This is a genomic window from Chimaeribacter sp. YP20170169, assembly GCF_056739715.1.
In genome coordinates, this window is the sequence record NZ_CP176824.1 from 3454078 (window position 1) to 3473260 (window position 19183).

Sequence of the window (19183 nt, forward strand, 5' to 3'; positions counted from 1 at the left end):
TTCGCTGGAGATTCAGATGAGTAAGTCACGCAAGTTGACCGAAGCCGACGTCACGCCGGAACAGGTCTTTATGATGGGTCGCCGCCGGGTGATGCAGGCACTGGGCATCTCTGCCGCCACGCTGGCCCTGCCCTCCGCCGCCCGCGCCGATCTGCTCTCCTGGCTGAAGGGCAGCGAGCCGGCCAAGGCACCGGCCGGCAAGCCCCTCACCTTTACCAAGCCGCCGGCCTACCAGCCGGACTGGCCGCTGACGCCGGAGGACAAAGTCACCGGCTACAACAACTTCTATGAGTTTGGCCTCGACAAGGCTGACCCCGCCGCCAATGCTGGCACGCTGCCCACCGCTGACTGGAAGATCCGCATTGAGGGCGAGGTGGCGAAGCCAATGACCCTCGGCGTGGATGACCTGCTCAAGCGCTTCCCACTCGAGCAGCGCATCTACCGTATGCGCTGCGTCGAGGCGTGGTCGATGGTGGTGCCATGGGTCGGTTTCGAGCTGAGCAAGCTGATCAAGCTGGCAGAGCCGACCAGCAACGCACGCTACGTCGCCTTCCAGACGCTCTATGACCCGGAGCACATGCCCGGCCAGCGCGATCGCTTTGTCGGCGGCGGCCTCGACTACCCCTATGTCGAGGGACTGCGGCTGGATGAGGCGATGCACCCGCTGGCGCTGATGACGGTCGGCGTTTACGGCAAGGAGCTGCCGCCACAGAATGGCGCGCCGATCCGGCTGATTACGCCGTGGAAATATGGCTTTAAGGGCATCAAGTCGATTGTCACCCTACGCCTGACCAAGGAGCAGCCGCCCACCACCTGGAACCTCTCCGCCCCCAATGAGTATGGCTTCTACGCCAACGTCAACCCGCACGTTGACCACCCGCGCTGGTCGCAGGCCACCGAGCGCGTGATTGGCTCGGGCGGCATTCTGGACGTGAAGCGCCAGCCCACCCTGCTGTTCAATGGCTATGGCGATCAGGTGGCCTCGCTCTACCGCGGCATGGATTTGAGGGAGAATTTCTAAGTGAAGCGACTGAGCCTGAAACAGGTTACCGGCCTGAAGGTGCTGCTCCACCTCGCCGCGCTACTGCCGCTGGTGTGGCTGGTCTGGTCGGTGAGTCAGGGCGGGTTTAGCGCCGATCCGGCGAAAGATATCCAGCACTTTACCGGCCGGATGGCGCTGAAGCTGCTGCTGGCGACCCTGGTGGTTGCGCCGCTGGCGCGTTATGGTAAGCAGCCGCTGCTGATCCGCACCCGCCGCCTGCTGGGGCTGTGGTGCTTTGCCTGGGCCAGCCTGCACCTGCTGAGCTACACCTTTTTGGAGCTGGGGATCAACAACCTGCGCCTGCTGGCCTCTGAGCTGGTATCGCGCCCCTACCTGACCCTCGGCGTGATAAGCTGGCTGATGCTGCTGGCGCTGGCCGTCACCTCGACGATGGGATCGCAGCGCCGACTCGGGAAAAATTGGCAGCGGCTGCACAACGCCATCTATTTGGTGGCAATCCTCGCGCCGATTCACTATCTCTGGTCGGTGAAGACTGTGTCGCCCCAACCGGTGATTTATGCGCTGATTGCGGCGATCCTGCTGGCATTCCGCTATAAAAAGGTGCGCCAATGGTGGCGATAAGTGTCCGGCGCGCACCCGTTTTCTGTGGGTTCGTCACACTTTACTAACGATAAAGGGTTGATTATCTTCGCTGATAAGACCAGTATTTAGCTGCGATTTGCCACGATATCATTATAATGCCCAGCTTTGGCGGCCTGAAGGCACCCGGATGACCGCGAAAAGGGTGACAAAATGATGACATCGGGTTATTTTCTACAATACAGGTTAAATTGACGGAGATAGGCACACGATGGCAGACAACTTCCACATCTTGCTTCTGAACGGCCCCAACCTGAACCTGCTGGGTTCACGTGAACCGGAGAAGTATGGGCACACCACGTTGCCGGAAATTGTCAGTCGTTTGGAGAGCCAGGCCGATGAACTGGGCATGACGCTGAGTCACCTGCAATCCAATGCGGAACATGCCCTGATTGATCGCATCCATCAGGCCCGCGGCAACACGGATTTTATCCTGATTAATCCGGCGGCCTTCACGCACACCAGCGTGGCGCTGCGCGATGCCTTGTTGGCGGTGGCGATCCCGTTTATCGAGATCCACCTCTCCAACGTCCATGCGCGCGAGCCGTTCCGCCACCACTCCTATCTTTCTGATATTGCTGTCGGCGTCATTTGTGGTTTAGGGGCTGATGGTTATACCTTTGCATTACAGGCAGCGGCACGCCGCTTGTCAAAATCCAATTAAATCAAGCAAAAAGAGTACGGAATCACACTCATGGATATTCGTAAAATCAAGAAACTGATCGAACTGGTTGAAGAGTCCGGCATCGCTGAACTGGAAATTTCTGAAGGTGAAGAATCAGTTCGTATCAGTCGTGCCCCGGCCGCGCAGAACTTCCCGATGATGCAACAGGCTTACGCTATGCCGATGCCGCAACCGGCCCCGGCTGCTGTTGCACCGGCTGCCGTTGCCCCGGCAGACGCCGCACCGGCCGCGCCGGCTGCCATCAGCGGCCACATCGTGCGCTCGCCGATGGTTGGCACCTTCTACCGCACGCCTAGCCCGGACGCCAAGCCGTTCGTGGAAGTGGGCCAGAAAGTCAACGCGGGCGATACCCTGTGTATCGTTGAAGCCATGAAGATGATGAACCAGATCGAAGCTGACAAATCCGGCGTGGTGAAAGCCATCATGCTCGAAAGCGGCCAACCGGTTGAATTTGACGAGCCGCTGGTCGTCATCGAATAACGAGGCGTCCCATGGTAGATAAAATTGTCATCGCCAACCGTGGTGAGATCGCCCTGCGCATTCTGCGTGCCTGCAAAGAGCTGGGCATCAAGACCGTAGCGGTACACTCCACCGCGGATCGCGACCTGAAACACGTTTTGCTGGCGGATGAAACCGTCTGCATCGGCCCTGCGCCGTCCGTAAAAAGCTATCTGAACATCCCGGCTATCATCGCGGCCGCTGAGATCACCGGCGCGGTGGCTATCCACCCGGGTTACGGCTTCCTCTCCGAGAACGCCGACTTTGCCGAGCAGGTTGAGCGCTCCGGCTTTATCTTCATCGGCCCGCGTGCCGAGACCATCCGCCTGATGGGCGACAAGGTTTCCGCCATCAACGCGATGAAGAAAGCTGGCGTTCCGTGCGTACCTGGCTCCGACGGCCCGCTGGGCGATGACATGGAGAAGAACCGCGCGTTCGCGAAACGCATCGGTTATCCGGTCATCATCAAAGCCTCCGGCGGCGGCGGCGGTCGTGGTATGCGCGTTGTGCGTAGCGACAAAGACCTCGAGCAATCCATCTCCATGACCCGTGCGGAAGCCAAAGCGGCCTTCAACAACGACATGGTGTACATGGAGAAGTACCTGGAGAACCCGCGCCACATCGAGATCCAGGTGTTGGCGGACGGTCAGGGCAACGCCATCTATCTGGCCGAGCGCGACTGCTCCATGCAGCGCCGCCACCAGAAAGTGGTCGAAGAGGCACCCGCGCCGGGCATCACCAGCGAAATGCGCCGTTACATCGGCGACCGCTGCGCGAAAGCCTGTATCGACATCAACTACCGCGGCGCGGGCACCTTCGAGTTCCTGTATGAGAACGGCGAGTTCTATTTCATCGAAATGAACACCCGTATCCAGGTGGAGCACCCGGTGACCGAGATGATCACTGGCGTTGACCTGATCAAAGAGCAGCTGCGCATCGCAGCCGGCCAACCGCTCTCTATCACGCAGGACGAAGTGCGCATCCAGGGCCATGCGGTCGAGTGCCGTATCAACGCCGAGGATCCGAACACCTTCCTGCCAAGCCCTGGCAAGATCACCCGTTTCCACGCGCCGGGCGGTTTTGGTGTGCGTTGGGAGTCCCATATCTACGCGGGCTACACTGTGCCCCCGTACTATGACTCCATGATCGGCAAGCTGATCACCTACGGTGAGAACCGTGACGTGGCAATTGCCCGTATGCGCAATGCGCTGGCGGAGCTGATCATCGACGGCATCAAAACCAACGTTGATCTCCAGCAGCGCATTATGGCTGACGAAAACTTCCAGCATGGTGGCACCAACATCCACTATCTGGAGAAGAAACTCGGCCTGCAGGAGAAGTAATTCCTCGCTGCCTGAAAACGCCCACCCTGTGGGCGTTTTTTTATGCCCGCTGCCCACCGCCCTCCCCGCCACACAGAATTGTTCTGGTCAAACCGCTTCACTGCCGTAAAATCGCGACTCTGTTTTCCTGCCAACCTGATGAGGAAGAGGATGGATACGCGATTTATACAGGCGCATCGGGAAGCGCGCTGGGCGTTCGGCCTGTCGCTGGCCTATCTGCTGGCCTGGCTGCTGGCGGCCTACCTGCCAAGCGATGCCCAGGGCGTGACCGGGCTGCCGCACTGGTTTGAACTGGCCTGCCTGCTGGTGCCGCTGGGGTTTGTCCTGCTCTGCTGGCTGATGGTGCGGGTGGTGTTCCGCGACATCCCGCTTGAGGATCATGACCATGCAAACTGATGTGTTGCTGCCGCTGCTCGGCTACCTGCTGCTGGTGTTTGGCCTGTCGGTCTATGCCTACCGCCGTCGCCAGAAGGGCAACTTCCTGAATGAGTACTTCATCGGCAACCGCTCGATGGGCGGCTTTGTGCTGGCGATGACCCTGACCGCCACCTACATCAGCGCCAGCTCCTTTATTGGCGGCCCCGGCGCGGCCTATAAATATGGCCTCGGCTGGGTGCTGCTAGCGATGATCCAGCTGCCGGCGGTATGGCTGTCGCTGGGGGTGCTCGGCAAGAAGTTCGCCATTCTGGCGCGGCGCTACAACGCCGTCACGCTCAACGACATGCTCTACGCCCGCTACCAGAGCCGGCTGCTGGTGTGGCTGGCGAGTTTCAGCCTGCTGGTGGCCTTCCTGGGCGCGATGACAGTGCAGTTCATCGGCGGCGCGCGGCTGCTGGAGACGGCGGCTGGCATCCCCTATGACACCGGCCTGCTGATCTTTGGCGTCAGCATCGCGCTCTACACCGCCTTCGGCGGCTTCCGCGCCAGCGTATTGAATGACGCGATGCAGGGGCTGGTGATGCTGCTTGGCACTGTGCTGCTGCTGCTGGGGGTGATCCACGCCGCCGGTGGCCTGCACGCGGCAGTCAATACGCTCCAGCAGATTGACCCGAAACTGGTTTCACCGCGTGGCGGGGAGGATATTCTGAGCCTGCCATTTATGGCCTCGTTCTGGATTCTGGTCTGCTTCGGCGTGATTGGCCTGCCGCACACCGCCGTGCGCTGCATCTCCTACCGTGACAGCAAGGCGGTGCACCGTGGCATCGTGCTTGGCACCCTCGTGATGGCGGTGCTGATGCTGGGGATGCATCTGGCCGGGGCGCTGGGCCGGGCGGTGCTACCAGATTTGAAGATCCCTGACCAGGTGATCCCAACGCTGATGATCGCCGTGCTGCCGCCCTTCGCCGCTGGGATCTTCCTGGCCGCGCCGATGGCGGCGATCATGTCGACCATCAATGCGCAGCTGCTGCAATCCTCCGCGACGATCGTGAAGGATCTCTACCTCTATGCCCGCCCGGCGGCGCTGGCGAACGAACGCCGCCTGACGCGCCTCACCAGCCTGGCGACGCTGGTGCTGGGGCTGCTGGTGCTGCTGGCGGCCTGGCGCCCGCCGGAGATGATCATCTGGCTCAACCTGCTGGCGTTTGGCGGGCTGGAGGCGGTGTTCCTCTGGCCGCTGGTGCTCGGCCTCTACTGGCAGCGGGCCAACGCCACGGGTGCGCTAAGCTCAATGATAACCGGGGCCGCCAGCTACACGCTGCTGGCCAGCATTGACCTGCATATCGCCGGCCTGCACCCCATTGTTCCTTCGCTGCTGCTCAGCCTGCTAGCGTTTTATATCGGTAACCGGTTCGGAGAGGCGCCCGCGCGCCCACACCCCGCCATCGGGCCACAACCTTAGAAGAGATTTGCCATGCCTTGGATTCAACTGAAAATCAACACCCGCGGCAGTGACGCGGAGAGCCTGGGAGACGCCCTGATCGAGAGCGGCGCGGTGTCCGTCACCTTCCAGGACACCCACGACACGCCGGTGTTCGAGCCGCTGCCGGGCGAGACCCGCCTGTGGGGCGACACCGACGTCATCGGCCTGTATGACGCCGAAACGGACATGAAAGAGGTGGTCGCGATCCTCTCCGGCTCACCGCTGCTGGGCGAAGGCTTCGCCCACCGCATTGAGCAGCTCGAGGACAAGGATTGGGAGCGCGAGTGGATGGATAACTTCCACCCGATGCGCTTCGGTGAGCGCCTGTGGATCTGCCCGAGCTGGCGCGACGTGCCAGACCCGGAGGCGGTGAACGTGATGCTCGATCCAGGGCTGGCGTTCGGTACTGGCACCCACCCAACCACCGCGCTCTGCCTCCAGTGGCTCGATGGGCTGGATCTGGCCGGCAAGACGGTGATCGACTTCGGCTGTGGCTCCGGCATTCTGGCAATCGCTGCCCTGAAGCTGGGCGCGGCGCGCGCCATCGGCATCGACATCGATCCGCAGGCGATCCAAGCCAGCCGCGACAACGCACAGCGCAACGGCGTCTCGGAGCGTCTGGAGCTGTTCCTGCCGCAAGACCAGCCGGCAGACCTGAGCGCTGACGTGGTGGTGGCGAACATCCTCGCCGGCCCGCTGCGTGAGCTGGCCCCGCTGATTGGCTGCCTGCCAAAACAGGGCGGCCACCTCGGCCTCTCTGGCGTGCTGGCGACGCAGGCGGAGAGCGTATCCGAAGCCTACCGCGACCTGTTCACGCTGGATCCGGTGGCGGAGCGCGAGGAGTGGTGTCGCATCACTGGCACACGCCGTTAACAGTTGATTAATAGCGTTTTAATCTTTCGTTTGCACAAAAAGTAAACCGCACGTTTGGCCACCTCCGGGTGGCCAAAATGCCATTTTTTGCCTCCTCTCTTGCCCCCCGTAGGCGTACCCTGCGCCGCTCACTCCCGGCCCTGCCGGACTCCCGTTTTCTATACCTTCTAAGAGAAAGAGATGAAACATGCACTGTTTTTGGCCGCCTCACTGCTGGCCACCCTGCCCGCCGTCGCGGCGGATCACACAGCATCCAGCGCCCCACACTGGAGTTATGAGGGCGAAGGCGCGCCTGCACACTGGGGTACCCTCTCCCAGGACTACTACCTGTGTGAGTACGGCAAAAACCAGTCGCCCATCGACATCCATGACGCGCTAAAGGCGCACCCCCGCCCGCTGAAGGTAAGCTACCCGAAAGCCCCTGAGAGCATGGTGAACAACGGCCATACGCTGCAGATCTCCGTCCCCGAAGGGAATAAAGTGACGCTGGATGGCGAGGCGTTCCGCCTGCAACAGTTCCACTTCCACGCGCCAAGTGAAAACACCCTCAACGGTGAATCCTTCCCGATGGAGATGCATTTGGTGCACACCGACGCCGATGGCGAAATAGCCGTGGTGGCGGTGATGTTCAAGCTCGGCAAGGCCAACCCGGTGCTGGAAGCCCTGTGGCAGCAGATGCCGCAGCAGGTTAACCAGCCGGTCGCCCTGACCAAGGCGCTCGATCTCAACGGCCTGCTGCCCCACTCCCTGACCCACTACCGTTTCTCCGGTTCCCTGACCACCCCGCCCTGCTCCGAGGGGGTACGCTGGCTGGTGCTGAAGCAGCCACAGACGCTCTCCGAGGCGCAGCTTGAGAAATTCAAGCAGTTAATGCACCACAATAACAACCGTCCGGTGCAGCCGCTGCATGGCCGAGTGGTGGTGGAGTAAGCGGGCGTTTTTTGGGTTTACGCAGTGGGCGAGGTCATCAGACCACATTTTTTGTTTCGACGGCGGCGTCATGGATCGGTCACATTTCAACCAGCGCGTGAAGCAATCTCCTGGTTCGGCCGACCAAGCCGCCTAGAATAGCGACTGATTTCGCTCATTTTGACGATAAAATGCTGCATAACCGGGATTATTTTTGCGGCTATTATTTAGCCTTCAATTTATAACTTATTGTTTATATTCTATAAATTTTCTGAAAAAGTGACGACCATCACCTTTTTAGCCAAATCCGCGCGGAATTGTTCAAAGTTTGGCCTTTCATATCGTCTGAAAAATGCGTAATATACGCGCCCTTGCGGACACAGTATGGTCAAATTTTTGTCTATGCGCATTGGACACCACCAACTCACTAATTGCCTGATTGCCGCCCCCATGGCCGGTGTCACTGACCGCCCGTTTCGCGCGCTTTGCCACGCGATGGGTGCGGGGATGACGGTTTCTGAAATGCTCTCTTCCAATCCGGAAGTGTGGCGGACAGATAAATCGCGTTTGCGCATGGTACACGACGATGAACCCGGGATTCGTACCGTGCAGATTGCCGGCAGCGAACCGGAGGATATGGCGGCGGCCGCCAGAATCAACGTGGCAAATGGTGCCCAAATCATCGATATCAATATGGGATGCCCGGCCAAGAAAGTGAACCGCAAACTGGCAGGCTCTGCACTTTTGCAGTACCCCGATCTGGTCAAACAGATCCTTCACGCCGTGGTTAACGCGGTCGATGTGCCAGTTACGCTGAAAATTCGCACTGGTTGGGCGCCGGACCACCGTAACTGTGTAGAAATTGCCCAATTGGCTGAAGATTGTGGTATTCAGGCCCTGACCATTCATGGCCGGACCCGCGCCTGCCTGTTTAATGGCGACGCAGAGTACGACAGCATTCGGACAGTTAAGCAGACTGTCTCCATTCCGGTTATCGCGAATGGCGACATTACTGACCCGCATAAAGCCAGGGCTGTGCTCGACTATACGGGGGCAGATGCCCTGATGATAGGCCGCGCGGCCCAGGGGAGACCCTGGATCTTCCGGGAAATCCAGCATTATCTGGACACTGGGGAGCTGCTTCCACCGATGCCGCTTGGCGAGGTGAGGCGCTTGATGATCGAGCATGTACGGGAATTGCACGGCTTTTATGGGCCCGGCAAGGGATTCCGCATCGCTCGTAAGCACGTATCCTGGTATCTCCAGGAGAACGCCCCGAATGACCAGTTTCGGCGCTCATTCAACGCTATAGAGGATGCCAGCGAACAGCTGGAGGCGTTGGAAGCATATTTCGAAAATCTTAGCGTAAAAAAAGAGCTGACAGAACTATGTTCGAACAACGCGTGAATTCTGACGTACTGACCGTTTCTACCGTTAACTCCCAGGATCAGGTGACTCAAAAGCCCCTGCGTGATTCGGTTAAACAAGCACTGAAGAACTATTTCGCTCAACTGAATGGTCAGGACGTGAATGACTTGTATGAGCTGGTATTGGCTGAAGTTGAACAGCCCCTGTTGGACATGGTGATGCAATACACCCGTGGCAACCAGACCCGTGCAGCCCTGATGATGGGCATCAACCGCGGCACCCTGCGCAAAAAATTGAAAAAATATGGCATGAACTGATCCCTGATCGGTTAATTGCCTGATTTGGAAGGCGTCACTCGGCATGGAGTGACGCCTTTTTTATTGCCTTTTTTTTCGCCAGTCACATTTGCTCACCGATTACCCAAAAAGCACGCTTTTTCTTCATTTTCGCCCCGTTATCTTTACCAAACGTCATGATATACTCCGCCGCAAAAGTCGCCTCGCTCGCTAAACACCTTCCACATCGGTTTACCTCGCGATCTCTGCTTTTGTGTAAAGATTGTGTCACTTCGAGCCTATTTTCAAACGATTGTTGACCTTCAGTGTCTACACCCACGTACCGCTAACGAGTCACCTCTTTATGCGTTACGCCCCCTTTCCAATGCATAATGAGTTGTGACATGAAAAACCCGCAAAAATTTTCCCGCGCCCTGCTGCACCCACGTTACTGGACGACCTGGTTTGGGCTGGGCGTGCTGTTCCTGCTGGTGCAACTTCCCTACCCGCTGTTGCACCGTCTGGGCATCTGGATGGGCCGCACCTCAATGCGCTTTTTGAAGCGCCGCGTCTCCATCACCCGCCGCAACCTGCAACTCTGCTTCCCGGAGATGTGCCCGGAGCTGCTGGAGCGCAAAGTGGTCAGCAACTTTGAGTCACTCGGCATGGGGTTGATTGAGACTGGCATGGCGTGGTTCTGGTCCGATCGCCGCGTCAAACGCTGGTTCAACGTTAACGGCCTGCACAACCTGAAGAGTGCACAACAAGATCAGCGCGGCGTGCTGGTGATTGGCATCCACTTTATGTCACTGGAGTTGGGTGGCCGGGCGATGGGCCTCTGCCAGCCGATGATGGCGATGTACCGCCCGCACAATAATAAGGCGATGGAAGTGGCGCAGACCTGGGGCCGTATGCGCTCCAACAAGGCGATGCTGGATCGCAAAGATCTGCGCGGCATGGTGCACGCCCTTAAGCGTGGCGAAGCGGTATGGTTCGCGCCGGATCAGGACTATGGCCCGCGTGGCAGCGTGTTCGCGCCGCTGTTCGCCGTTGATCAGGCTGCTACCACCAGCGGCACCTTTATGCTGGCGCGTCTGGCGAAGCCAGCGCTAGTACCGGTGGTGCTGGTGCGCCGCGAGGATGGGCGCGGCTATGAGCTGCTGATCCAGCCGGCGTTGCAGGACTACCCGATGGATGACGAGCTGGCCGCCGCTGCCTACATGAACCGCATTGTGGAGCGCGAAATCATGCGCGCGCCGGAGCAGTACATGTGGCTGCATCGCCGCTTCAAAACCCGCCCGGCGGGCACGCCTTCGCTCTACTAACGTGATTTTCCTCTCCCGGCCGACCGGTCGGGAGATAATTCCGCCCCGTTATCACATGCTTAATCCGCAACTTTTAGCGCCTTTCGCTACAATTTTCCTTCTGATGCAGATAATCACCTGCAAAATCATCTTTGCCCCGCACCTTTCTACCCGGTTCAATTTATAAAATTATTTATTCAATTAGTTGATAAAACTCACATTTATTCATGTTGATGTGACCCGCCCCACAAAACGCATCTTTTTGCGCCATTAAGCGCCACAAATCTCCCCATTGCACCCTTTTGGTGCTATAGATTTGCTCAGGTGAATGAATGTTTTCACCTTATCCATCACCATCATTGATTTATAAGCACTTTCAAAGTTGGCACTCCCTTTGCTAATTCCCTTGCGGGGTCTCCCCCGCGAACAAAGAGGGTGCACCAGGGTGTGCCAATAACGAAAACTCACCGACACTGCCTCACAGGACGCTTTATGAAAAAAATGATGCTTTCCACACTCATTGCCGCTGCTTCCCTCTTTGCGGCAGCCAACACGGCGCAGGCGGGCGCCACGCTGGACGCCGTGCAGAAAAAGGGCTTCATTCAATGCGGCATCAGTGACGGCCTGCCGGGCTTCTCCTATGCCGATGCCAGCGGCAAGTTCTCCGGGCTGGATGTCGATCTCTGCCGTGGCGTGGCCGCGGCGGTGTTCGGCGACGCCAATAAGGTGAAGTACACCCCGCTCACCGCGAAAGAGCGCTTCACCGCGCTGCAATCGGGTGAGGTGGACATCCTGTCGCGCAACACCACCTGGACCTCCTCCCGCGACGGCGGCATGGGCATGATCTTCGCTGGCGTCAACTACTATGACGGCATCGGCTTCCTGACCCACCAGAAGGCCGGGTTGAAGAGTGCCAAGGAGCTGGATGGCGCCACCGTCTGCATCCAGGCGGGCACCGACACCGAACTGAACGTGGCGGACTTTTTCAAGGCCAACAACATGCAGTTCACGCCGGTCACCTTTGACCGCTCCGACGAGAGCGCCAAGGCGCTGGACTCTGGCCGCTGCGACACCCTGGCTTCGGATCAGTCACAGCTCTACGCCCTGCGTATCAAGCTCGGCAAGCCGGATGAGTTCATCGTGCTGCCAGAAGTGATCTCGAAAGAGCCGCTCGGGCCAGTGGTGCGCCGTGGTGATGAGGATTGGCTGGCGATCGTGCGCTGGACGCTGTTCGCGATGCTGAACGCCGAGGAGATGGGCGTCACCTCCGCCAACGTTGACCAGATGGCCGCCAACCCGAAAACCCCGGACATGGCGCACCTGCTGGGCAAAGAGGGCAGCTATGGTAAGGATTTGAAACTGCCGAATGACTGGGCGGTGAAGATCGTCAAGCAGGTCGGCAACTATGGCGAAGTGTTTGAGCGCAACGTCGGGATGGGCAGCGAGCTGAAGATCAAGCGCGGCCTGAACGCCCTATGGAACCAGGGCGGCATCCAGTACGCACCGGCGGTACGTTAATCCTGTTGCCCCGGCGGCTTGCCGGGGCGCAGCGTCAGCTTTTGCTCTGAGGTTCCTGTTATGTCGCAACGCCCAACCGGAAAAGGCGGCTTCTCGCTGACCAACCCAGCGGTTCGCGCCTGGATCTACCAACTCATCGCGGTGGCCTTGCTGCTCGCCTGTGGCGGCTATCTTCTGCACAACACGCAGGTCAACCTCTCCACCCGAGGCATCACTTCCGGGTTCGCCTTTTTAAACAACAGCGCCGGCTTCGGCGTGATCCAGCACCTGATCGACTACGAGCAGGGCGACACCTATGGCCGCCTGTTCATTGTCGGCCTGCTGAACACCCTGCTGGTGTCAGTGCTCTGCATCCTGTTCGCTTCCATCCTCGGCTTTGTCGTCGGGCTGGGGCGGCTGTCCGACAACTGGCTGATCCGCAAGCTCTCTACGGTCTACGTCGAGATCTTCCGCAATATCCCGCCGCTGTTGCAGATCTTCTTCTGGTACTTTGCGGTGCTGCGCAACCTGCCCGGCCCGCGCCAGAGTCTGGATGCCTTCGGCGTCATCTTTATGAGCAACCGCGGCCTCTACCTCCCCTCGCCATCGGCGGGTGAAGGGATGGCGGCGGCGCTGGTGGCGCTGCTGCTGGCGGTGGCGGCAATTGCCGCGCTGGCACGCTATAACCACTTCCGCCAGGTGCACACTGGCCGGGTGTGGCGCATCTGGCCGTGGGCGCTGCTGCTGCTGCTGGGCCTGCCGCTGGCTGCCCACCTGCTGTTTGGCGCGGCGCTGCACTGGGAGCTGCCGGTGCTGCGCGGTTTCAACTTCCGCGGCGGCATGGTGCTGATCCCGGAGCTGGCGGCGCTGACGGTGGCGCTGTCGGTCTACACCTCGGCCTTTATCGCCGAGGTGATCCGCTCCGGCATCCAATCGGTGCCGGGCGGCCAGCATGAGGCGGCACGCTCCCTCGGGCTGCCCAACCCCGTCACGCTGCGCCAGGTGGTGCTGCCACAGGCGCTGCGGGTGATCATCCCACCGCTCACCAGCCAGTACCTCAACGTGGTGAAGAACTCCTCGCTGGCGGCGGCCATCGGCTACCCGGACATGGTGTCGCTGTTTGCCGGTACGGTGCTCAACCAGACCGGGCAGGCGATTGAAACCATCGCGATGACCATGTCGGTCTACCTGATTATCAGCCTGCTGATCTCGTTGCTGATGAACCTCTACAACCGGCGCATTGCGCTGGTCGAGCGCTAGGAGCTGCCATGACCATGACCCTTCCCCCCTCCTCCCACAGCGCCGCGCCGCCCTCCGGCCCGGTCGGCCGCATGGTGCTGTGGGCGCGCCGCAACCTCTTCTCCAGCCTGTTCAACAGCCTACTGACGCTGCTCTGCCTCTACCTGCTGTGGCTGGTGCTGCCGCCGCTGCTGAACTGGGCGATCTTTCAGGCCAACTGGATTGGCGACAGCCGCGCCGACTGCACGCGTGAGGGGGCCTGCTGGGTCTTCATCCACGCGCGCTTCGGCCAGTTCATGTATGGCCTCTACCCGGCTGACCAGCGCTGGCGCATCAACGTCGCGCTGCTGATCGGCTTGGTCACCATTGGGCTGATGTTCTGGCGCGGGATGCCACGCCGTGGGCGCTACATCGCCTGCTGGGCGGTGGTCTACCCGCTGCTGGTCTGGGCGCTGCTGTATGGCGGCTTTTTCGGCCTGCCGCGCGTCGAGACGCGCCAGTGGGGCGGCCTGACGCTGACGCTGATCATCGCCTCGGTGGGCATCGCCGGCGCGCTGCCGCTCGGCATCCTGCTGGCGCTGGGACGTCGCTCGCGGCTGCCGATCGTGCGCGTGCTCTCCATCTGCTTCATTGAGTTCTGGCGCGGCGTGCCGCTGATCACCGTGCTGTTTATGTCCTCGGTGATGCTGCCGCTGTTCCTGCCGGAGGGCACCAGCATCGACAAACTGCTGCGTGCGCTGGTCGGCGTGATCCTGTTCCAGTCCGCCTACGTGGCGGAGGTGGTGCGCGGCGGCTTACAGGCGCTGCCGAAGGGGCAGTATGAGGCGGCCGAGTCACTGGCGCTGGGCTACTGGAAAACCCAAGGGCTGGTGATCCTGCCGCAGGCGCTGAAGATGGTGATCCCCGGCTTGGTGAACACCATCATTGCCCTGTTCAAGGACACCAGTCTGGTGATCATCATCGGTTTGTTTGATCTGTTCAGTAGCGTGCAGCAGGCGACCGTTGACCCGGCCTGGCTCGGGATGTCCACCGAGGGCTATGTCTTCGCCGCGCTGGTCTACTGGATTTTCTGTTTCAGCATGTCGCGCTACAGCCAGCATCTGGAGAGGCGCTTTCACACCGGACGTTCCAACCACTGAGGTAAACCATGAGCGACCATCAGGTTAATGACGATAAACAGATGATGATTACGCTGGAAGCGGTCAACAAGTGGTACGGACAGTTCCACGTGCTTAAGGACATCAATTTGCGGGTACGGCAGGGTGAGCGCATCGTGCTGTGCGGCCCCTCCGGCTCCGGCAAGTCCACCACCATCCGCTGCATCAACCACCTTGAGGAGCACCAGCAGGGGCGCATCGTGGTGGATGGCATCGAGTTGAATGACGATCTGCGCAACATCGAGAAGGTGCGTACTGAGGTGGGCATGGTGTTCCAGCACTTCAACCTCTTCCCGCACCTGACGGTGTTGCAGAACTGCACCCTCGCGCCGACCTGGGTGCGCAAGATGCCGAAAAAAGAGGCGGAGGAGTTGGCGATGCACTACCTGAAGCGGGTGCGCATCGCGGAACATGCGCACAAATATCCCGGCCAGATCTCCGGCGGCCAGCAGCAGCGGGTGGCGATCGCCCGCTCGCTCTGCATGAAGCCCAAGATCATGCTGTTTGATGAGCCGACCTCGGCGCTGGATCCGGAGATGGTGAAGGAGGTGCTGGATACCATGATTGGGCTGGCGCAGGATGGCATGACCATGCTGTGCGTTACCCATGAGATGGGCTTCGCCCGCACCGTTGCTGACCGGGTGATCTTTATGGATCGCGGTGAGATCGTCGAGCAGGCACCGCCGCAAGAGTTCTTCTCCAACCCCACCTCACCGCGCACCCGCGAGTTCCTGGCGCAGGTGATCCACTGATGGCGGGCCGGGCCACCCAAGGCCCGGCCAACCCTCATGCCGTTTCGCGCAACTGGCGCACCAGCGCCATCTCCCGCTCATTGAACGGCGCGCCCTCGGGCGTCAGCACATCGTGGAACCACAGCGCCGGATTAGGCGTGACATCCGGCCACGGCAGCCAGGTCTGCGTCTTGCCCTGTACCAGCCCCCAGTGGTAGCAGCCTACCTGCTGCGCCTTGAACAGCGGCAACTGCTCCTCCATCACCCCACCGACGTGGCGCGCCAGCCACTCGGTGCAGAGCACCGGTCGGCCGAAGGCCATCAGCTTGGTCATCACCGCCAGCTGCCCCGGCGTGTCAACGTAGGCATGGTAGCTAATGATGTCCGACAGGTGCAACGCGGCGACGTCAATCGGGTGGTTGAACGCCCGGTGGCAGGCGTCGCGATCGACGTGCCAGGCGGCGACGGTCAGCGGCTGACTCGGCAGTTCGTGCCGCGCCCAGCCAAAGATCTGCACCATCAGCGACAGCGCGTAGATCTCCAGCCGGGTGTCGTAGAGCGCGCAGTGGTGGGCATCGCTGAAGATCCCGCCGTTGCCCGGCTCGTTGTAGAGATCCCACGCCTGCACGCGCGCATCGTCCCGGAAGTGGCGCACCACGTCGCGCACGTAGGCCTCAATGTCCAGCCAGCTATCGGGGTCGAGCACCTTTGCCCGGCCGGGGCTACCGGCCGCCTGGCTGTTGTGCACACCGGGGCGCGGCGGTTTCTGCGGCCCGACGAACGGCTCGTCGCCCGAGAAGGCGCAGTCGTCCAGCAGGGTCAGCATCACCCGGATGCCGTGGCTGTCGGCCAGATGTAGGAAGCGGTCGATGCGCGCCAGCAGGCCGTCGCGGTCATGCTGCCAGACGGTGAACGGCAGGTTGGTGCGCAACTGGTTGTAGCCGTAGCGCGCCGCCCAGCCCAACTCCTGTTCGATGGTCAGCTCGTCAAAGGTATCGGCCTGCCACATCTCCAGCCAGTTTACCGCCGTGCGGGGTAGGTAGTTGAATCCGCAGCCCCAGCCTTGCCGGCGGTGCCACTCTTGCGCTTGTTCAGCGGACCATTGCCTGTACATAACAATCCTTATCCCACACGGGAACAGTGAACTTGACCTACTACGCGGCGCGTTGCCTCGCCGCCCCACACTTCATCGTACTCGTAGCCCGTCAGCTGCTTGATCACCAGCCGGGTCGGCGCATCGCAGTCCTCTGCCTTGCCGCCCAGTTTGCGGCGGGCAATCTCCTTCAACAGCACCTTGTGCGTTTCACGCGTCAGCTTGAAGGGATAGGTGACGTAGAAACTGATGGCCAGCAGCACCGCGGTGCCCAGCGTCATCAGGGTAACGATGGCGTAGAGCGCACTTTCAGGCTGTATGCCGTTGCCCTTCACAAAGCCCGCCTCCTCCAGCACCATGCCGATAATCAGGATGGCGATCGCTACCGTGCTCTTGCGCGTCATCACCATCACGCCAGCGAAAATCCCTTCGCGACGCTGTTGTGTGACCATCTCATCAATATCAGGAATAAAACTGTAAATATTCCACGGAATATAGATTAATCCGGCACGCGCCACCCCATTTAAAATAAACAGCCCGAAAAAGACCATATCGGGAACCGGGGTGTTGGTGTAATAGACAATAAACAGGAAGGCTAATACAAAGAATATGGAGCTATACGCCAACCGCAGCGCCGATGAGGGGGTAAGATTTAATTTGTTAAGTATCATCATAAAAGCATAAGTGCCAGGGATAGCGGCAAATGCGCCGACGCTTGACCATGCTGAAACAGCGGCGGCATCCTTACCCAAACAGTATATCACATAGTAGGTAAACACCGCGCCAAATACATCCATCGCGGTAAAGGAGGCGATGTAAATAATAATGTGCAGTCGGAAGGCGCGAATGCGGAACGAAGAGAGCAGATCCAGTATCAAATATTTCAGATGGTTGAAAAGGCCGCTGCTGCGTTGCACTTCCGCCTTGAACTTATGCTCGGGTTGCACATCCTTCGCCTCCCAGGTGCAGCGCCAGGTGGTGAAGACCGCGAGGCAGAATACGCAGGAGAAGATCAGCCCGGTCAGGGTGTAGGTGAAGGGGTTATCCTTGCCGGTAAACTGCATGATCAGGCCCGGTACGGACACCGCCAGGAAGCCGCCCAGCTGGGAAAAGATCATGCGCACGCCCGCCAGCCGGCTACGCTCCTCGTAGCGGTTGGTCATCTCGGCGGCGAGGGTTTCCCACGGCACCAGCACCATCGCCGACAGCAACTCAATCGAGAGATAGGTGCCAAGGTAATACCAGTAGTTCATGTCCGTCAGCCACAGCAGCGCATAAAGAAACATCAGCGGGCTGCTCAGCAATAAAAAGAAGCGACGGCGGCCAAATTTCCGGCCCAGCCAGGTGTTGCCAAAATTATCGGTGATGTAACCCATAATCGGGCTTAATATTGCGTCGATCACGCGGGCGATGGCAAATATTGAACTTGCCTCCAAAACCGTCAGCCCGCAATAGGTGGTGTAGAAGAATAACAGCCAGGTGCCGATAATGGCGAAAGCCCCGCCGCCAAACAGGTCAGTCACGCCGTAGCCCATCGCCACGCCATAACCGACCCTGCGCTCAGTAGGTTTAATCATAATAATATTCCAGTGTGTAAGGTCGCTGATTGCCAGATCTATTTGGCTATTTTTATTTATTGCCGGAATCCATAATGATGATTATTTACGTCAGGATAATAATCAGTGATAAATCTCGATCCATTGCCGGGTCAGGGATGAGTGATAAATTGCCTCCACAAGGGTGAGTGACTGTTTGGCTTCGCGGATCGGGATGTAATCGGCCCCCGCCGGCGAAAGGATGGCGCGGTAAAAACGGCGGATCGCCTCGCGGTGGCCAGCTCCCCAGTAGCGTTTCCCGCTGCCTGGCGGCGCGTCGCTGACCAGCGCGGTGCGCCTGCCGCCCTCAATCTGCCACAGGGTGTTGTCGCTCAGCTGGAGCACCCCGCGCTCGCACTGGATCTCCAGCAGCAGCGGCGCGTCGGTGGTGTAACCGTTGCTGGCGTAGAACAGGCCGCGCGCGCCGTTGCGGAACGCCAGCGTCGCCATCGCGCTGTCCTCCGCCTCGGTGGCCGCCGCCAGGATTCCGCTGTCCACCACCCCCTTCACCCGCGCCACCCCACCGGCGAACCACTGCATCAGGTCGAGGGTGTGGATCGCCTGATTGATCAGCAGGCTGCCGCCCTCGGTGGCGAAGCGCCCGCGCCACGGGCTGTCGGTGTAGTAGGCCCCGGCGCGTGACCAGGTGAGCACCGCCCGCATACTGAGCATCGCCCCCAGCTGTTTCTCCGCCAGCACCTGCCGGATGGCCAGGCTGGTGGGGTTGCAGCGGTTCTGGTAGCAGACCGCCAGCAGCCCCGGCGCGTGGGCGACGGCCTCTTCGATCTCCGCCACCTCCTGCCCATTCATGCCCACCGGCTTTTCGCAGAACACATGCTTGCCAGCCGCCAGCGCCTCCAGCACCATGCGCTTGTGCAGGTGGTGCGGGGTGCAGATGTGCACCACGTCAATCGCCTCATCCCACAGCGCGTCACGGTAGTCATGGAAGAAGTGGCAGCCCTGCGCCATCGCCTGCCGTCGGCCACGCTCGCCGTCACAGTCCGCCAGCGCGTGCAACCGCGCCTCCGGGATCTGTTGCAGGGCGTCAACGTGGCAGTGGTGGATGGCGCCGCAGCCAAGGATAGCGGCATTGAGTCTCTCCATCTGCTCCTC

General features: G+C 60.1%; 19 protein-coding genes. 16 read left to right on the forward strand and 3 right to left on the reverse strand.

Features of this window, described 5'->3' with window-relative positions; all coding sequences use genetic code 11:
* Positions 1–16 precede the first annotated feature (16 nt).
* From msrP to ACK3SD_RS15850, 16 genes are all read left to right on the forward strand, one after another.
* A complete protein-coding gene (gene msrP / locus ACK3SD_RS15775; protein WP_481126104.1) occupies positions 17–1021 on the forward strand; it encodes a protein-methionine-sulfoxide reductase catalytic subunit MsrP in 1005 nt (334 codons plus the stop codon).
* The gene (gene msrQ, locus ACK3SD_RS15780; protein WP_481126105.1) at positions 1022–1624 is read left to right on the forward strand and encodes a protein-methionine-sulfoxide reductase heme-binding subunit MsrQ; all 603 of its coding nucleotides are present in this window, start codon (positions 1022–1024) and stop codon (positions 1622–1624) included. It begins immediately after the preceding gene.
* A 229-nt stretch (positions 1625–1853) separates the two neighbouring features.
* On the forward strand, positions 1854–2306 hold the full coding sequence (gene aroQ, locus ACK3SD_RS15785; RefSeq protein WP_137764499.1) for a type II 3-dehydroquinate dehydratase: 453 nt from the start codon (positions 1854–1856) through the stop codon (positions 2304–2306).
* Positions 2307–2336: 30 nt separating this feature from the next.
* Positions 2337–2807 carry an acetyl-CoA carboxylase biotin carboxyl carrier protein gene (accB, locus tag ACK3SD_RS15790; RefSeq protein WP_481126106.1) on the forward strand — a complete coding sequence of 157 codons (471 nt, stop codon included), beginning with the start codon at positions 2337–2339 and terminating at the stop codon, positions 2805–2807.
* Positions 2808–2818: 11 nt separating this feature from the next.
* Complete coding sequence (gene accC, locus ACK3SD_RS15795) at positions 2819–4168, forward strand: acetyl-CoA carboxylase biotin carboxylase subunit (RefSeq protein WP_137764501.1); 1350 nt, start codon at positions 2819–2821, stop codon at positions 4166–4168.
* 150 nt (positions 4169–4318) lie between these two features.
* Positions 4319–4564 (forward strand): YhdT family protein, encoded by a 246-nt coding sequence (locus ACK3SD_RS15800; RefSeq protein WP_137764502.1) that lies wholly within the window; start codon positions 4319–4321, stop codon positions 4562–4564.
* Complete coding sequence (panF, locus tag ACK3SD_RS15805) at positions 4554–6008, forward strand: sodium/pantothenate symporter (protein WP_481126107.1); 1455 nt, start codon at positions 4554–4556, stop codon at positions 6006–6008. Before ACK3SD_RS15800 ends, panF begins: the two co-directional genes overlap by 11 nt.
* Before the next feature lie 12 nt (positions 6009–6020).
* A complete protein-coding gene (gene prmA / locus ACK3SD_RS15810; protein WP_137764504.1) occupies positions 6021–6902 on the forward strand; it encodes a 50S ribosomal protein L11 methyltransferase in 882 nt (293 codons plus the stop codon).
* Between the two features lie 180 nt (positions 6903–7082).
* Positions 7083–7832, forward strand: a complete 750-nt coding sequence (locus tag ACK3SD_RS15815) for a carbonic anhydrase (RefSeq protein ID WP_481126108.1) — start codon at positions 7083–7085, stop codon at positions 7830–7832.
* A 381-nt stretch (positions 7833–8213) separates the two neighbouring features.
* Positions 8214–9218, forward strand: coding sequence for a tRNA dihydrouridine synthase DusB (dusB, locus tag ACK3SD_RS15820; protein WP_481127570.1), 1005 nt, complete (start codon positions 8214–8216; stop codon positions 9216–9218).
* Positions 9200–9496: a DNA-binding transcriptional regulator Fis gene (fis, locus tag ACK3SD_RS15825; protein ID WP_000462905.1), complete on the forward strand. Its 297-nt coding sequence runs from the start codon at positions 9200–9202 to the stop codon at positions 9494–9496. The genes dusB and fis overlap by 19 nt, the downstream gene beginning before the upstream one ends.
* A gap of 362 nt (positions 9497–9858) precedes the next feature.
* Positions 9859–10779 carry a kdo(2)-lipid IV(A) palmitoleoyltransferase gene (gene lpxP, locus ACK3SD_RS15830; protein ID WP_137764505.1) on the forward strand — a complete coding sequence of 307 codons (921 nt, stop codon included), beginning with the start codon at positions 9859–9861 and terminating at the stop codon, positions 10777–10779.
* Between the two features lie 471 nt (positions 10780–11250).
* Positions 11251–12276 carry an amino acid ABC transporter substrate-binding protein gene (locus tag ACK3SD_RS15835; RefSeq protein ID WP_137764506.1) on the forward strand — a complete coding sequence of 342 codons (1026 nt, stop codon included), beginning with the start codon at positions 11251–11253 and terminating at the stop codon, positions 12274–12276.
* A gap of 60 nt (positions 12277–12336) precedes the next feature.
* Positions 12337–13515 carry an amino acid ABC transporter permease gene (locus tag ACK3SD_RS15840; protein ID WP_481126109.1) on the forward strand — a complete coding sequence of 393 codons (1179 nt, stop codon included), beginning with the start codon at positions 12337–12339 and terminating at the stop codon, positions 13513–13515.
* Between the two features lie 8 nt (positions 13516–13523).
* Positions 13524–14633 carry an amino acid ABC transporter permease gene (locus ACK3SD_RS15845; RefSeq protein WP_370465574.1) on the forward strand — a complete coding sequence of 370 codons (1110 nt, stop codon included), beginning with the start codon at positions 13524–13526 and terminating at the stop codon, positions 14631–14633.
* A gap of 8 nt (positions 14634–14641) precedes the next feature.
* Positions 14642–15403 carry an amino acid ABC transporter ATP-binding protein gene (locus ACK3SD_RS15850; protein WP_137764508.1) on the forward strand — a complete coding sequence of 254 codons (762 nt, stop codon included), beginning with the start codon at positions 14642–14644 and terminating at the stop codon, positions 15401–15403.
* A 34-nt stretch (positions 15404–15437) separates the two neighbouring features.
* Here the strand turns inward: ACK3SD_RS15850 and ACK3SD_RS15855 are convergent, their stop codons facing one another.
* From ACK3SD_RS15855 to ACK3SD_RS15865, 3 genes are all read right to left on the reverse strand, one after another.
* The gene (locus ACK3SD_RS15855) at positions 15438–16496 is read right to left on the reverse strand and encodes a glycoside hydrolase 5 family protein (RefSeq protein WP_481126110.1); all 1059 of its coding nucleotides are present in this window, start codon (positions 16494–16496) and stop codon (positions 15438–15440) included.
* 8 nt (positions 16497–16504) lie between these two features.
* A complete protein-coding gene (locus tag ACK3SD_RS15860; protein WP_481126111.1) occupies positions 16505–18052 on the reverse strand; it encodes an MFS transporter in 1548 nt (515 codons plus the stop codon).
* 102 nt (positions 18053–18154) lie between these two features.
* Positions 18155–19174 carry a Gfo/Idh/MocA family protein gene (locus tag ACK3SD_RS15865; RefSeq protein ID WP_481126112.1) on the reverse strand — a complete coding sequence of 340 codons (1020 nt, stop codon included), beginning with the start codon at positions 19172–19174 and terminating at the stop codon, positions 18155–18157.
* Positions 19175–19183 lie beyond the last annotated feature (9 nt).